Genomic DNA, 16,311 nt, shown 5'->3' with positions numbered 1-16,311 from the left:
GTCCATTATGGACTTTTAGTTCCGTCGAGCAAGAGGCAAACCTTATCCGAGATAACGAAAGCCCCCCGACAGCTTCTCCTTCAGATAACCCACCAACACACTCACCGACTTCGGCACATGGGGCGAATACGGTCGAATCAAGTAGATCTCATTGGCAAATGCGCCCTTGAGCGTCCAGTCCTTGAGCACCTGCACCAGCTTGCCGCTGGTCAGCGCGGCATGGGCGCTGAAGTCTGGGAGCAGGGCGATGCCCAGGTGGTTGAGAGCGGAGTCGCGCAGCGCCTCACTGTTATTGGTGGCGAAGCTGCCGGCGATGGGCACGGTCAGGCGTTCAACGTTTTTACTGCCGCGTTCGAAGGTCCAAGCGGGCTGGTCGGTGCCCCGTGGGTAGAACAGGCAGTTGTGTGCCGACAGCTCGCCGGGTTCGCGGGGCTCTCCGTGGCGTTGCAGGTAATCCTGGGTGGCTACCAGCACCGACCCGGTGTCGCAGAGCTTCCAGGCGACGTGGGTTTCCGGCACCTGGAAACCGTGGCGCACGGCCAGGTCGTAACCTTCGGCTGCCAGGGAACTCAGCGCATCGGACACATCCAGCTGGATGCGCACTTGCGGGTAACGCTGCAGGAATTCCGACAGATGCGGCACCAGTTGCTGTCGGGCAAATGCCACCGGCGCGGTAAGGCGCACCAGCCCGCGAATCTCCCCCACAGAATCACGCACTGACGAGAAGCTGCGGGCGATCTGCGCATAGGCGCTGCGCACTTCACGGGTCAGCGACAGCCCCGCATCGGTCAGCCGCACACTGCGCGTGGTGCGCGTGACCAACTGAGTGCCGGTGGCCTTTTCCAGGTCGGCAATACGCTGGCTGACCGCAGACTTGCTGACGCCCAGGCGCGCAGCGGCAGCCGTGTAAGTGCCTTGCTCTTCCAATATGGAAAGCCAGTGTATATGGGTCCATAGGCCTTCGATCTCAGATTTTTCCATGGGTGGATTGTTCGCGTATGTGGACAATAAGTTCAGGATTCTGCTCTGGTTTGGAACAAAGCGAAAGCCTATCGTGTGTTCCAACGCTACCCACCTGGATCGACTGCCATGACAACCACAATCGAGCACTACATCAACGACCAGCGCGTGTCCCGCGATGATCGCTATCAGGACGTCTACAACCCCGCCACCGGCGAAAAAACCGGGCGCGTCGCGCTGGCCAGCCGCCAGACCGTATCCGAAGCCGTTGCTGCTGCCCAAGCCGCTTTCGACAGCTGGGCCGATACCCCGCCCATCCGCCGCGCCCGCGTGCTGTTCCAGTACCTGCACCTGTTGCGTGAGCGCAAGGACGACCTGGCGCGCATCATCGTCGCCGAGCACGGCAAGGTCTTCACCGACGCCCAGGGCGAAGTGGACCGTGGCATCGATATTCTGGAATTCGCGTGCGGCATACCCAACCTGCTCAAAGGCGAACACTCTGACCAAGTTTCCCGAGGCATGGACAACTGGACCCTGCGCCAACCGTTGGGCGTAGTGGCCGGCGTCACGCCGTTCAACTTCCCAGTGATGGTGCCGATGTGGATGTACCCGATCGCCATCGCGGCGGGCAACACCTTCATCCTCAAGCCAAGCCCGACCGATCCGAGCGCCTCGTTGTTCATGGCCGAGCTGCTGCGTGAAGCCGGCCTGCCCAAAGGCGTGTTCAACGTGGTGCAGGGCGACAAGGAATCGGTGGATGCATTGATCGAACACCCGGACGTCAAGGCCGTGAGCTTCGTCGGCTCCACCCCGATTGCCCAATACATCTACGAAACCGGCGCGCGTAACGGCAAGCGTGTGCAGGGGCTGGGCGGTGCTAAAAACCACATGGTGGTGATGCCTGATGCGGACATCGAAAAAACCGTCGACGCCCTGATGGGCGCGGCTTATGGCAGTGCCGGCGAGCGCTGCATGGCGATCTCCGTCGCCGTGCTGGTTGGTGACGTCGGTGACAAAGTCATCGCTGCCTTGACCGAGCGCGCCAAGCAACTGCGCATCACCGACGGCCGCGACCTCAAGGCCGAGATGGGCCCGATTGTGTCCCGCGCTGCACTGGAACGCATCAGCGGCTACATCGAACAAGGCGTGCAGGCCGGCGCGCAACTGCTGCTGGACGGGCGTGATTACGTGCCCACCGAAGCGGGCCTGGAAAACGGCTTCTGGCTCGGCGCGACCCTGTTCGACCATGTGACCCGAGAGATGAGCATCTACCGCGAAGAAATCTTCGGCCCGGTCCTGGCGTGTGTGCGGGTGAACGACTTTGGCGAGGCGATCAAGCTGGTCAACGACCACGAGTTCGGCAACGGCGTCAGTTGTTTCACCCGCGACGGCAACATCGCCCGCGAATTTGCGCGGCGTATTCAGGTGGGCATGGTGGGCATCAACGTACCGATCCCGGTGCCGATGGCGTGGCACGGTTTTGGGGGGTGGAAGAAGAGTTTGTTTGGCGACATGCATGCGTACGGCACTGAGGGTGTTCGGTTCTATACCAAGCAGAAATCGATTATGCAGCGCTGGTCGGAGAGCATCGAGCAAGGCGCGGAGTTTGCGATGCCGGTGTCCAAATAACGCTTGGAAGAACACCGCAGGGCAAATGTGGGAGGGGGCTTGCCCCCGATGGCGGAATGACAGTCACTGTATATGTGCCTGATACACCGCCATCGGGGGCAAGCCCCCTCCCACTTTTGGTTGTTTTTCACTTGAGGGTTGACGGCCAGGCGAATGACGAATACTGTACATAAACACAGTGTTTAAGCGCTGGCCAACCAACCCTTGGCAAGCTCAGCCATGCCAAACACTGTGTGAAAGTTAATGGATTAACTTACCCCACAGGCTCGTTACATCGAGCCGTTTTTATAGAAAGAGAGGGAACTCATGTCGTATCCAGAAAGCAAACTCACCGGCCTGACCGGTTTCGCCCTTGCGGCAAAAGTCACCGGCGGCTGGTCTGGCCAAGTGGTCAGTATCACCACGCTGGATCAACTCAAGGCCAACATTGGCGACACCACCCCACGGGTGTTGGTGATCAACAGCAATATCTCGGCGTCGAGCCTGACCAAGGTCAACATGGGGGCCAACAAGACCCTGATCGGTTCATTCCAGAACCGTACTTTGGAGAATATTCACCTGCGTGCAACCGCGCAGTCCCAGAATATTATTCTGCAGAATATTATCTTCAAACATTCGGCGAGCATTAAGGCCAATGACGATATTCAGGTGTACTTGAACTACGGCAGCAAGTACTGGATCGATCATTGTTCTTTTGTCGGGCACACCTGGTCCACCACTGACGGCAGTGAAGACAAGCTGCTGTATATCGGTGAAAAAGCCGATTATGCCACCATCAGCAACTGCTTCTTTGGCAGCCACAAGTACGGGCTGATTTTCGGGCATCCGGCGGATGATAATAAGGCAGAGTTCAACGGTTATCCGCGCCTGACGTTGTGCCACAACCGCTTCGACAACATGGAAGTACGCGCGCCCGGCTTGATGCGTTACGGTTATTTCCATGTGTATAACAACTACGTCAATAACTTCCATCTCGGTTTTACCCTCGCGCAGAACGCCAATATCCTCTCTGAAAGCAACTATTTTGGCGAAGGCAGTCAAAATAAAGGCATGTTGGATGACAAAGGTACCGGGACGTTCACTGATACAAACAGTGTGCCGCCGATCACCAACCAGAAGTCACCCAAAGCACAATGGACGGCAAGTTCAAACTACGCCTATACCTTGAAGACGGCGGCGCAAGCCAAGGACTTCACACAGAAGAATGCCGGCGCCCAGGCTGGGACGCTAGTATTCGGTAGTTGAGTAGCTAGCTTTCTACTGAGCTGTCATTTATTGCAAGTGCCACTGTATGTATATCAAGGATATAAATACAGTGATGGCCTTTGTAATATGAATAATTCTTAATGTTGCTATAAGCAAGTGCCCATGTTAAACCTTGGTGCGCACTTGCAGGGCCAACTATCTCTTGCTCTTTCAGTCAGTATTAAGTTACTGGCTGCCAGGTGCTATTTAATCTTCGCTTGTCACTTAAGCGTTAGCAAAAGGACATCATCATGAAACATGCGAATCACACACCCACTCGCTGGACACGGGCCGATGCGCTGAAAGTTAATGAGAATGACCCGACGACGACACAGCCGTTAGTGAGTCCTGACTTTCCTGTCATGAGTGACACGGTCTTTATTTGGGACACCATGCCATTGCGTGAACTGGATGGCACGGTGGTATCGGTGAATGGCTGGTCGGTGATCTTCACCTTGACCGCCGACCGTCGCCCCCATGATCCACAATTCATCAATGCCGATGGCCGTTACGACATCAAGCGCGATTGGGAAGACCGCCATGGTCATGCGCGGATCTGCTACTGGTATTCGCGCACCGGCAAAGACTGGATCTTCGGCGGCCGTGTCATGGCCGAAGGGGTTTCGCCGACCACCCGTGAATGGGCGGGCACCCCGATTCTGTTGAATAACAACGGTGACATCGACCTGTACTACACCTGCGTCACGCCGGGTGCCACGATTGCCAAAGTCAGGGGCCAGGTTGTCACGTCGGACACCGGTGTCACGCTCCAGGGCTTTGATCAGGTCAAGTCGTTGTTCGATGCCGACGGCACCTACTACCAAACCGAAGCGCAGAATGCGACCTGGAACTTTCGCGATCCCAGCCCCTTTATCGATCCCGTCGATGGCAAGTTGTACATGGTGTTCGAAGGCAATGTGGCCGGCGAGCGCGGGACTCACGAAGTGGGCCCGAATGAAATAGGTCTGGTGCCGCCAGGGCATGAAGATGTGGGTGGTGCGCGTTATCAGGTGGGATGCATCGGCATTGCCGTGGCCAAGGACCTCAACGGTGACGAGTGGGAAATCCTGCCGCCATTGGTCACGGCCGTTGGCGTGAACGACCAGACCGAACGGCCGCACTATGTGTTCCAGGACAACAAGTACTACCTGTTCACCATCAGCCACAAGTTCACCTATGCGGATGGCGTGACGGGGCCGGATGGCGTCTATGGGTTCGTCAGCGATCACCTGTTCGGCCCCTATACGCTGATGAATGCGTCGGGGCTGGTACTGGGCAACCCGCCTTCGCAGCCGTTCCAGACGTACTCTCACTGCGTGATGCCCAACGGCCTGGTGACGTCGTTTATCGACAGCGTGCCCACCACCGGCGATGACTACCGCATCGGCGGCACCGAGGCGCCGACGGTCAGGATCGTGTTGAAGGGCGCTCGTTCGTTTGTGCAGGAGGCTTATGACTACGGCTACATTCCGGCGATGCGGGATGTGGTGTTGAGCCAGTGACCGCAGTGCAAAAGCCAGCCTGATTCATCAGGTGTAAACCGATCCAAATGTGGAAGGGGGCTTGCCCCCGATGGCGGTGTCTCAGTCAAGAAGGTGCGACTGGTCCACCGCTATCGGGGGCAAGCCCCCTCCCACCGTTGACCGGTGTTGTGCCTGGAAGGTTGGTGGCGCTCAAGCTCAAGGCTGTCATGAGCCACATACTCAGTCGGCCCTGACAAGCAGAGATCCAGTGTGGGAGGGGGCAACCCTCCCATCTTTGACTGGTGTTGTGTCTGGAAGATTGGCGGCGCTGAAGCTCAAGACCACCATGAGCCACATACTCGGCCGGTCCTGACAAATGGAGATCCAATGTGGGAGGAGGCTTGCCCCCGATGGCGGTGCCTCAGTCAAGAAGGTGTCGACTGGTCCACAGCTATCGGGAGCAAGCCCCCTCCCACCTTTGACCGGTGTTGTGTCTGGAAGATTGGCGGCGCTGAAGCTCAAGACCACCATGAGCCACATACTCGGCCGGTCCTGACAAATGGAGATCCAATGTGGGAGGGGGCTTGCCCCCGATGGCGGTGCCTCAGTCAAGAAGGTGTCGACTGGTCCACAGCTATCGGGAGCAAGCCCCCTCCCACCTTTGACCGGTGTTGTGTCTGGAAGATTGGCGGCGCTGAAGCTCAAGACCACCATGAGCCACATACTCGGCCGGTCCTGACAAATGGAGATCCAATGTGGGAGGGGGCTTGCCCCCGATGGCGGTGCCTCAGTCAAGAAGGTGTCGACTGGTCCACAGCTATCGGGAGCAAGCCCCCTCCCACCTTTGACCGGTGTTGTGTCTGGAAGATTGGCGGCGCTGAAGCTCAAGACCACCATGAGCCACATACTCGGCCGGTCCTGACAAATGGAGATCCAATGTGGGAGGGGGCTTGCCCCCGATGGCGGTGCCTCAGTCAAGAAGGTGTCGACTGGTCCACCGCTATCGGGGCAAGCCCCCTCCCACCTTTGACCCCGTTCAAGCAGTGATTTTTGAGCCGTTCATAATCCACGGTGGTCTTGGCAATCTCCAGAAATGGCCACTAACCGATCATGCGAACCACCCGCCTGGCAATCAGAACACCCACCACCGGCGCCAGCGCAAACACCCCAAACAGCCACACCGCAGCGCTCGCGGTGCCTTCGACACCGCCGGGTTCAGTGAGGCCGGCGACGTTCGCGACCATGCCCGCCAGTGCCGCGCCAAACGCGGTAGCGAACAGTTGCACGGTGGTAATCGACGCGCTGGCAAGGTCCTGCTCACCGGCTGGCGCCACCTGGAACACCCGGGTCAGCAAGTGCGGCCACGCCAGCCCCACGCCCAACCCAATCAGGATAAGCGCCAGGCAGATCGGTGTGAGCGTCTGCCCGCTGCCGTTGCTTTCGACGGGCATCAAGATGGCCAGCGCCACCATGCCCACCACGCCCAGGATCGGCCCGGCCAGGATCGCTCGTCGAATGTTGCCGCCCGTCACACCCGCGCTGGCGATTGACCCCAGCGTCCAGCCGGCCGCCATCAGTGCCGCCAGATAACCGGCCACCAACGGCGACTGGTGGTGCAGGACTTGAAGAAACAGCGGCACGAAGATTTCGCCACTGGTCACGGCCACCGCCAGCAATGACATCGTCGCGTACAGCGCGCCGAGTGCAGTGGTGATCCGAAACGCTCCGGCGGGCAACAGTCGATGGTGGGCGCGGCTTTCCGTGACGATCAGCAGCGCGGTGAACACCGCTGCCACGGCCAGCCCCAGCAGGTTCAGGGGCAGGGTGGACGAGACGCTGCCGGCCGACACCGCCAGTACCGCAGCCGTCAGCAGCACCAGTTGGGCGAGTGGCAGCGGTGTCGGCTCAACGCTATCGGTGCTGCGCTTGGGCAGGACCGCCGCCGCCAGCACCGCGAATAACCCGGCCACCGGAATCAACGACCAGAACGCCGCGCGCCATATGCCCAGCTCGGCAAACACCCCGCCCACCGCTGGCCCGACCAGCGTCGCCACGCCCCACATCCCCGACACCAACGCCATCGCGCGCGGCCACAGGCTTTCATCGAACACCAACCGAATCATCGCGTAGGACAGCGCGAACAAGAACCCACCGCCCAGCCCCTGCACCAACCGCCCAACGAGCATCACCGGCATGGACGGCGCAAACGCACAGGCCAAGGCCCCGCCGGCAAACACTAGGCTGGCGACCAGGTACGCCGCACGCGGCCCGAGGCTGCCGAGCAGGCGCGCCGACAACGCCGAACCGAGGATCGAGGCGGCGACAAATAACGTGGTGTTCCAGGCGTAGTAGTCGATGCCGCCGATGTCCTGGACCACTGACGGCAGAATCGTGGTGGCGATGTACACGTTGATCGCATGCAGCACCACGCCGCCTGCCAGTGCGAGCGAACGTACGCCGTTGGCACCGGACAACAGCGCGGCCCAGTTGGAAGGGGAGGGTTGAGGTGTGTTCATGTAGGCTCCGATTCAAAGGACTGAAGGCTTGCCAAGGCAAGCCGACACCCTTTATAAAACCTCATGTTTAGATGAGGTCAAGAGCTGGATGGAAGCGAAAATCGATGTGCGCATCCCCCTCGGCGTGGGCGAATTGGCCCGCCGCAGCGGCGTGACCGTGGCCACGGTGCATTTCTACGAAACCAAGGGGTTGATCCACGCACAACGCAGCGCGGGCAATCAGCGTCGCTATCAGCGTGACGTACTGCGCCGGATCGCGGTGATCAAGGTCGCGCAGCGCGCGGGCATTCCGTTGGCGACCATCAAGGACGCGTTGGACGAACTGCCTTCAGGACGGCCGTTGACGGCCAAGGACTGGACCCAACTCTCCACCCGCTGGCGCGACCTGTTGAGTGAGCGCATCAACAGCCTCACTCAACTGCGCGACCAACTCGATGGCTGTATCGGCTGTGGTTGCCTGTCCCTGGATGATTGCCCGCTGCGCAATCCGGGGGATCGCCTGGGGCAGTTGGGGGATGGGGCCGTGTTGCTCGGAAAGTGAGACGACCACCGCCCCTCCCACACGGGATTTGTGGTGTTTGTGAGGGTGGCGTCAGCGCCGACCCGTGCGCGTACTCACATCCACCCACACCGCCAACACCAGGATGCTGCCTTTCACAATCATCTGCCAGTAACTGTCCACGTCCAGCATCGACATGCCGTTATCCAGGCTGGTAATCACCAACGCCCCGAGCAACGCGCCATACACCGTGCCCGAGCCGCCGCGCATCGACGTACCACCAATAAAGCACGCAGCGATGGCATCCAACTCGCCCATATTGCCCGCCGACGGTGAGCCCGCCGCGAGCCGCGCGGTGTTGACCAGGCCGGCGAGGGCGCACATCACGCCCATGATCCCGAAGATCCACAGTTTCACCGCCTGCACGTTGATGCCCGACAGGCGCGTGGCTTCCATATTGCTGCCCACCGCATACACGCGGCGGCCGAACACGGTCTGGCTGGTGACGTAGCTGAACACGCCGAGCAGCACCAGCAACAGCAGCACTGGTACGGGGATGCCGTCGTAGCTGTTGAGGGTGGTGACGAACCCGGCGAGTACCGCGCCGATCACCGCCACGCGCAGCACGTCGCGCACCAGGGCGTGCGGCGCCAAGCCATGCAGCGCACGGTTGCGCCGTTGTTTCCAGGTCAACAACAGGGTCAGCGCAAACAGCAAGAGCCCAAGGCCAATCCCCACCGAATGCGGCAAATACCCCTGGCCTACGTACACCAACGACGGTGATACCGGCGCAATGGTTGTGCCGCCGGTGATTCCCAGCAGAATCCCGCGAAACGCCAGCATGCCGCCCAGGCCAACGATAAAAGAGGGGATGCGCAGGTAGGCCGTCATGTAACCGTTGGCCAAACCGATCATCAGCCCACACAGCGCCACCAGGCTGAGATTGGCCAGCAGCGGAATGTGATAAACCACGTCCAGGATCGCCGCCAACCCGCCCAACAACCCCAGCAACGAACCCACCGACAAATCAATCTCGCCGCTAATAATCACCAGCACCATGCCGCACGCCAGAATCCCGGTGATTGCCATCTGCCGCAGCAGGTTCGACAGGTTGCGCGGTGTGAGGAAACCGCCCTCGGTCTGCCAACTGAAAAACAGCCAGATCACCGCCACGGCGATCACCAGCGCAAGCATTTTGTAGCGGGTAAACAGCTGTTTGACCTGATTCATCTACGCGGTCTTCCGATCATTATTGTTGTTTTGGCTGAGCGCGGCGGCGAGCACCTGTTCCTGGGTGAGCCCTTCATTGATGAAATCGCCGCGCAACTGGCCGTCGCCGATCACCAGCACGCGGTTGGACACGCCGAGCACTTCGGCCAGTTCCGAGGAGACCATGATGATCGACACGCCTTCGGCCGCCAGGGCACCCATCAGTTTGTAGATCTCATACTTGGCGCCCACGTCCACCCCGCGCGTGGGTTCGTCGAGGATCAGCACTTTGGGCTTGGCCATCAGCATTTTCGCCAGCACGGCTTTTTGCTGATTGCCGCCGGACAGGCTGGTGATCGGCAAAAACGGGCTGGCCGTCTTGAGGTGCATGCGTGCGATCTGCTGGTCGATGCTGCCCAGTTCAGCTTCGGCGTCGATGCGGGTCATATGCGCATAGGTATCGAGGACCGCCAGGGTGATGTTCTGACCCACGCCCAGGTCGGGAATGATGCCTTGGCGCTTGCGATCCTCGGGCACCATGCACAGCCCGGCGCGAATCGATTTGAGCGGCGTGCGCGTGTCGATTACCTGGCCGTCGAGCCACACCTCGGCGCTGTAGCGGCCGGGGTAGGCGCCGAAGAGCGCTGACACTAACTCCGTGCGTCCGGCGCCCACCAGCCCGGCAATGCCGAGGATCTCGCCGCGCTTGAGCACGAAGGAAATATCATCGACACGCTTGCGCCTGGGGTTGTCCACGTCATAGCAGGTGACGTTGCGCGCCTCGAAAATCACCTCGCCGATGGCATGGGGCTCGGTGGGGTAGAGGTTGCTCATCTCACGGCCGACCATCTGCGTGATGATCCGGGGGATGTCCATGTCGGCCATGGCCGTGGTCGCGATGTGTTTGCCGTCGCGGATCACCGCAATGGTGTCGCACACCGCCGCCACTTCATCGAGCTTGTGGGAGATGTACACGCAGGCCACACCCTTGGCTTTGAGGTCACGGATGATGTCGAGCAGTACCTCGATTTCCGAGCGGGTCAGGGCCGAAGAGGGCTCGTCGAGGATCAGCAGGCGCGCTTTTTTATTGAGCGCCTTGGCGATTTCTACCAGTTGCTGGTAGCCGCCGCCGTACTGCGACACCGGCAAGGCGACGTTCATGTCCGGCACCTTGAGTTCACGCATCAACGCTTCGGCGCGGTGGATCATCGCCGGGTAGTTCATGCGCCCGCCGGGCAATGTCAGTTCGTGGCCCATAAAGATGTTTTCGGCCACCGAGAGGTCGGGTACCAGGGTCAGTTCCTGGTGAATGATCACGATACCGGCGGCCTCGGTTTCGCTGATGGACTGAGCCTTGAGCGGTTGCCCATCCCAGAGGATTTCACCCTCCCAGGTGCCGTACGGGTAGACCGCCGACAGCACCTTCATCAGTGTGGATTTACCCGCGCCGTTCTCACCGCACAGGCCGACACATTCCCCCGGCCGCACAGTGATGTCGATGCCGTTCAGCGCGTTGACACCGCCAAAGCTTTTGACGATGCCGTTCATTTGCAGCAGATAGTCAGCCATGGCGGTCACTGCCCGCCGATCTGCTCTTTGGTATAGAACCCGTCCTTCTCCAACAGATCGATATTGGCCTTGGTCAGCGGAGTCGGGGTGAGCAGGATGGTGTCGACTTTCTTGCTGCCGTTATCGTACTGCGAGCTGTAGGTGGGCTTCTCGTTACGTGCCAGTTGCACCGAGAGCTTGGCGGCTTCGGTGGCAATCAGCTTGAGCGGTTTGTACACGGTCATGGTCTGGGTGCCGTCGATCACGCGTTTGATCGCGGCGAGGTCGGCGTCCTGCCCGGAGATCGGCACCTTGCCCGCCAGTTTCTGCGCGGCCAGGGCCTGGATCGCACCGCCGGCGGTGGCGTCGTTGGAGGCGACGATGGCGTCGATTTTGTTGTTGTTCCGGGTCAGGGCGTTTTCGACGATGCTCAGGGCTTCGGTGGGGTTCCACTCCTTGACCCACTGCTGGCCGACTACCTTGATATCGCCCTTGTCGATAGCCGGTTGCAGCACCTTCATCTGGCCTTCGCGCAGCACCTTGGCGTTGTTGTCGGTAGGCGCGCCGCCGAGCAGGAAGTAGTTGCCCTTGGGCGCCGCTTGCAGCACACCGCTGGCCTGCATTTCGCCGACCTTTTCGTTATCAAAGGAGATGTAGGCGTCGATGTCCGCATTGAGAATCAGGCGGTCATAGGACACCACCTTGATCCCGGCTTTCTTGGCTTCGGCCACCGCGTTGGTCAGCACCGTGGCGTTGAACGGCACGATAACGATCACATCGACGCCCCGGGAAATCAGGTTTTCGATCTGGGAAATCTGCTTCTGCTCGTTGGCATCGGCGGACTGCACAAAGACCTTCGCGTCGAGTTTTTCCGCAGCGGCGACGAAGTAATCGCGGTCGCGGGACCAGCGTTCCAGGCGCAGGTCGTCGATGGAGAAACCGATTTTCGGGTGGGCGGAATCGGCCATCACCGGCAGTGCGAGCAGGGCCATGGCGGTGGCGAGCAGGGTACGTTTGAATGACTTCATGTTGGTGCGTCCTTTTATTGTTGTTGGAAAGACACAGCGTGATGCGGGTAGAACTGTAGAGCGTCCTTCGAAGCTCCGTGCACAGATTTGTCGCGCAAATGTCACCGATAAATAAACCGGTTGACTACCCCCTCCAGCATCTCCTGTCGCCCGCTCACCGCCTGCGGGTTCAGTTCATGGGCAAACGCGTGTTCTGCCAGCGATTCCAGGCTGAACTCACCCGCCAGCACGGCTTGGCCCAGCGGCTGTTGCCAACCGGCATAACGCTGGTCCTTGAACTGCTGCAATCGGTCGTTTTGCACCATGGCCGCCGCACGCTCCAGGGCCAGCGCCAATACGTCCATGGCCTCCACATGCCCGTGGAACAGATCCACCTCATCCAGGCTCTGACGCCGTACCTTGGAATCAAAGTTATAGCCGCCGTTCTTGAACCCGCCAGCCTTGAGGATTTCATAGGTGGCGAGGGTCATCTCCTCGACGCTGTTAGGGAATTGGTCGGTGTCCCAGCCGTTCTGCGGGTCGCCACGGTTGGCGTCGATGCTGCCGAAGATACCGAGGGATACGGCCGTGGCGATCTCGTGATGGAAGCTGTGCCCGGCCAGAGTGGCGTGGTTGGCCTCGATATTCACCTTGATCTCGTGTTCCAGACCGTACTCATGCAGGAAACCGAACACCGTGGCGCTGTCGTAGTCGTACTGGTGCTTGGTCGGCTCCTGGGGCTTGGGCTCGATCAGCAGGTCGCCCTTGAAGCCGATCTTGTGCTTGTGTTCCACCACCATGCGCATAAAGCGCCCGAGCTGTTCGCGCTCGCGCTTGAGGTCGGTGTTGAGCAGGGTTTCATAGCCTTCACGGCCGCCCCACAGCACATAGTTTGAGCCTTTGAGCCGCAGGGTGGCGTTCATCGCGCTGAACACCTGGGCGGCGGCGTAGGCAAACACTTCAGGGTCCGGGTTACTGGCAGCGCCGGCGGCAAAGCGCGGGTTGCTGAAGCAGTTCGCGGTGCCCCACAGCAGTTTGATCCCGGTTTGTTCCTGGTGACGCTCCAGATGGTCGACCATCTGTGCGAAGTGCTCGCGGTACTCCTTGAGCGAGCTGCCTTCGGGCGCCACGTCGGTGTCGTGAAAGCTGTAGTAGTCGATGCCCAGTTTGGAGAAAAACTCAAAGGCCGCCTCCGCCTTGCCGATGGCCACCTCCATCGGGTCGCCACTGCGCTGCCACGGGCGCTTGAAGGTGCCCATGCCAAACATATCGGCACCGGGCCACACGAAGGTGTGCCAGTAACACGCAGCCATGCGCAGGTGCTCGCGCATGGGTTTGCCGAGGATCAACTTGTTGGCGTCGTAATGGCGAAAGGCGAGGGGGGAATCGCTGCTGGGACCTTCGAAGCGAACCTTCTCGACACCGGGGAAGTACGGCATGGCGTTTTCCTTATTGTTCTTGGCGGTGTCTGGATACTAGCAACGGCGATGGGGCTGGCGATTATGAAAATCACCAAGGCGTAGTGCGATTTTGTGCAGCGAGGGCTAGTCTGTCGCGACAGGCCCCAGGACAAAAACAATGAAAACCCTACCGCCCGTGCACCGAATCGCGCTGCTGTTCAACGGCAGCAAAATCTACGACCGCGGCATCATCGCCGGCATCGGTAATTACCTGAGCAGTACGCGTGTGTCCTGGGATTTGTTCCTGGAAGAGGACTTTCTATGCCGCCTCAAAGGCATCGAGCGTTTTCAGGGCGACGGTATCATTGCCGACTTCGACGACCCGCTGATTGGCGAGGCATTGGCCGACAGTCAGTTGCCGGTGGTAGCGGTGGGCGGCTCCTATGAAGACGGCCGCGCGTACCCCAAGGGCATCCCCTATGTGGCCACCGATAATTACGCATTGATGAAGTTGGCCTACGCGCATTTGATCGAGGCAGGGCTGACGCGCTTTGCCTGCTTCAGCCTGCCCGAAGCGCAGGCCAACCGCTGGGCCCAGGAGCGCGAAAAAGCCTTTCGCCGCCTGATGCTGCGCGACGGCTTGCAGGTGGAGGTGTATCGCGGCCTCGGCACCAGCGCGCCGTTGTGGGACAGCGCAGTGGAGCAGCAGATCGCCTGGCTGCACAGCTTGCCAAAGCCCATTGGCATTATTGCCGTGACCGATGCCCGTGCCCGGCAATTGCTGCAAGCCTGCCTCACAGCCGGCATCGCCGTGCCGGAACAAGTGGCGCTGATCGGCATCGACAACGATCCGCTGACCCGAACCCTTACGCGAGTGCCGCTGAGTTCGGTGATCCAGGGCACCGAAACCATGGGCCGCACTGCCGCTGCGCTGTTGCACCAGATGTTGCACGGCAAGCCTTGCACCGGTACGCAAATCCTCGTGCCGCCGGACGCAATCAACGTCCAGGCCTCCAGCCTTCATCAACCCTTGGGCAATCCGTACGTGATGCAGGCGCTGCTGTTTATCCGCCAATACGCTTGCCAAGGCATCAAGACTGCTCAAGTGGCGGCGTATGTCGGTGTGTCGCGTTCATCCCTGGAAGCGCACTTTCGTAAGGTGCGCAATTGCAGCGTGCATGACGAAATCCTGCGCTTCAAACTCGCGGCTGCCGCCAGAGGCCTGGAAAACCGTGATCTGGCGATTGCCGACATCGCGTCGTCCTGCGGCTTCACCTCGGCGCAGTACCTGCACACCGTGTTTCGTCGCGAGTTTGGCTGTACGCCCCGGGAGTACCAGCGGGGCGCGGAGTTTGCGTTATCTGTGCCTGAGTAAGGCCTTACATACACTGCTGAACCCACTGTGGGAGGGGGCTTGCTCCCGATGGCGGTTTGTCAGTCAAGCTATTCATTGACTGACACACCGCCATCGGGAGCAAGCCCCCTCCCACATTTTTTGACCGCGTTCAGGCGCTTAGAACACTGCCTTGACCTGCAACCCCAGCACCAGCGCATTGTCGATGTTGTCACCCGAAAACGCGCCTGGCTCGATGATGTATTGCACATCCGGGCGCAGGTTCAGCCATGGCGTGGCCTGGTAGCCGTAACTGAGTTCGATCAGTTGTTCGGCGTTGTCGAGGTTGGGGTAGCTGGACCCGGCGTTGAACGCTGCCAGTTCCTGCACGTCGCGGCTGCGCGGGTTTGGCACGGCGCGGCCATAACCCAGGGACAGGGTGTCCCGCGGGCGGCCTTCGAACGGTTTGTAGAGCACTACGCCTGCGCCATACCACTTGCTGAACGGCGAGGCCGCTTCGCTGGCGGCGGAGTATTGGCCGAAGGCGTGCAGCACACGGCCGGCCGACGATTCGGAGGCCCACACCGCCTGGTCGATCAGCAGGTAGTGACCGCCGCGACCGCTGACTTTTTCAGTGCTGCCGATGCGTTTCACATCGGAGCTGTCGTAGTAGTAACCCACCTTGTATTCCCCGGGCAGGGAACCTGCGTGCTTGTACACCAGCTCAATCGGCACCACGGTCCCGGTGGTGTGCTTGGGGCTCAACTTCCAGGCGCGGCTGGAGTCGCCGTTGCTTTCCGGGTCGACATTGAACGCCGCCACCCGCACTTGCCAGGCCGGCGAGAGGTCGTATTTCACCCGTGCGCCCAGACGCGCGTTCGGGTAGTTGGTCCAGCCGCTGCCGCCGGACATGTTCAGCGGATGCCCGCAGAAACCGGCGTTCATGAAGTTGCACAGGATGCCGCTGTCCAGGCCGCCGAGGTCATTGCCCATGGCCATGTAGCCGAGCTTGACGTTGAGTGCTGGGGTGAAGAGCGTGCGCTCGTAGCTCAGCTCAGTGAGGCGGGTGTAGAGACCGCCGTAGTTTTCCTGGATCGGCAGACGGTTGCCCACCAGGTCCTCGGACGCGCTGTTGCCGCGACGGTCATTGACGGTGACCTGGATGCGGTCGCCGTTGGTGAAACCGTAGAGCTTGCCCAGGTCGAACTGCACACCGAGCTTGAGGTTTTGCGAGTAGCGCGCTGAGCGGTGCTGACCGCCGTGGGCGTTGTAGGCGGTTTCGCCGCTGTAGTCGCCGGTGAAGCGCACACCGGTGTCTTCCAGTTCACGGCGCAGGCCGCCCCAGTCGCCGGTCAGGGTGGTGTCATCGGCTTGGACGGGCAGGGCGGCGCCCAGGGCCAGGCCGAGCAACAGGCGCCCAAAAGAGAGATGAGAAGTGGGTGTCATGCGGGTCTTCCAGACAGAAAGCGCGGTGCCGGGGGGGCACCGCGCTTGGGGGGGGG

General features: G+C 60.5%; 12 protein-coding genes. 5 read left to right on the top strand and 7 right to left on the bottom strand.

From position 1 onward, the window contains the following. Positions 1-42 precede the first annotated feature (42 nt). Entirely contained in the window at positions 43-981 is a 939-nt protein-coding gene (locus BW43_RS20355) for a LysR family transcriptional regulator (protein ID WP_032885451.1), read from the bottom strand. 108 nt (positions 982-1,089) lie between these two features. Here BW43_RS20355 and BW43_RS20360 point away from each other — a divergent pair, with 108 nt between their 5' ends. The 3 genes from BW43_RS20360 (at position 1,090) to BW43_RS20370 (ending at position 5,336) form a co-directional block, all read left to right on the top strand. Continuing rightward, the gene (locus BW43_RS20360) at positions 1,090-2,589 is read left to right on the top strand and encodes a CoA-acylating methylmalonate-semialdehyde dehydrogenase (protein WP_032885450.1); all 1,500 of its coding nucleotides are present in this window, start codon (positions 1,090-1,092) and stop codon (positions 2,587-2,589) included. A 306-nt stretch (positions 2,590-2,895) separates the two neighbouring features. Beyond that, complete coding sequence (locus BW43_RS20365; RefSeq protein ID WP_032885448.1) at positions 2,896-3,834, top strand: pectate lyase; 939 nt, start codon at positions 2,896-2,898, stop codon at positions 3,832-3,834. Between the two features lie 251 nt (positions 3,835-4,085). Next, positions 4,086-5,336, top strand: coding sequence for a glycoside hydrolase family 68 protein (locus tag BW43_RS20370; RefSeq protein WP_032885445.1), 1,251 nt, complete (start codon positions 4,086-4,088; stop codon positions 5,334-5,336). A gap of 1,061 nt (positions 5,337-6,397) precedes the next feature. Here BW43_RS20370 and BW43_RS20375 read toward each other — a convergent pair. Further along, positions 6,398-7,813 (bottom strand): MFS transporter, encoded by a 1,416-nt coding sequence (locus BW43_RS20375; protein ID WP_032885444.1) that lies wholly within the window; start codon positions 7,811-7,813, stop codon positions 6,398-6,400. Positions 7,814-7,901: 88 nt separating this feature from the next. On the opposite strand from BW43_RS20375, the gene soxR reads away from it, so the two are divergent. Then, positions 7,902-8,354 (top strand): redox-sensitive transcriptional activator SoxR, encoded by a 453-nt coding sequence (soxR, locus tag BW43_RS20380; RefSeq protein ID WP_032885443.1) that lies wholly within the window; start codon positions 7,902-7,904, stop codon positions 8,352-8,354. Positions 8,355-8,405: 51 nt separating this feature from the next. On the opposite strand, the gene BW43_RS20385 is transcribed toward soxR, so the two are convergent. From BW43_RS20385 to xylA, 4 genes are all read right to left on the bottom strand, one after another. Then, positions 8,406-9,542, bottom strand: a complete 1,137-nt coding sequence (locus tag BW43_RS20385) for a sugar ABC transporter permease (protein ID WP_032885442.1) — start codon at positions 9,540-9,542, stop codon at positions 8,406-8,408. After that, a complete protein-coding gene (gene xylG / locus BW43_RS20390; protein ID WP_177326417.1) occupies positions 9,543-11,090 on the bottom strand; it encodes a D-xylose ABC transporter ATP-binding protein in 1,548 nt (515 codons plus the stop codon). A gap of 5 nt (positions 11,091-11,095) precedes the next feature. Continuing rightward, positions 11,096-12,097, bottom strand: coding sequence for a D-xylose ABC transporter substrate-binding protein (xylF, locus tag BW43_RS20395; protein WP_032885440.1), 1,002 nt, complete (start codon positions 12,095-12,097; stop codon positions 11,096-11,098). Positions 12,098-12,198: 101 nt separating this feature from the next. Beyond that, a complete protein-coding gene (gene xylA, locus BW43_RS20400) occupies positions 12,199-13,515 on the bottom strand; it encodes a xylose isomerase (protein WP_032885439.1) in 1,317 nt (438 codons plus the stop codon). A 139-nt stretch (positions 13,516-13,654) separates the two neighbouring features. On the opposite strand from xylA, the gene BW43_RS20405 reads away from it, so the two are divergent. Continuing rightward, positions 13,655-14,851, top strand: coding sequence for a XylR family transcriptional regulator (locus BW43_RS20405; RefSeq protein ID WP_032885437.1), 1,197 nt, complete (start codon positions 13,655-13,657; stop codon positions 14,849-14,851). Positions 14,852-14,989: 138 nt separating this feature from the next. Here the strand turns inward: BW43_RS20405 and BW43_RS20410 are convergent, their stop codons facing one another. Further along, positions 14,990-16,255 (bottom strand): carbohydrate porin, encoded by a 1,266-nt coding sequence (locus BW43_RS20410; protein WP_032885436.1) that lies wholly within the window; start codon positions 16,253-16,255, stop codon positions 14,990-14,992. Positions 16,256-16,311 lie beyond the last annotated feature (56 nt).

It is taken from the genome of Pseudomonas sp. RIT357, from assembly GCF_000632245.1.
Lineage (GTDB): Bacteria > Pseudomonadota > Gammaproteobacteria > Pseudomonadales > Pseudomonadaceae > Aquipseudomonas > Aquipseudomonas sivasensis.
Note: the sequence above shows the minus strand (reverse complement) of the source record. Positions and strands in the feature narration are given on the sequence as shown.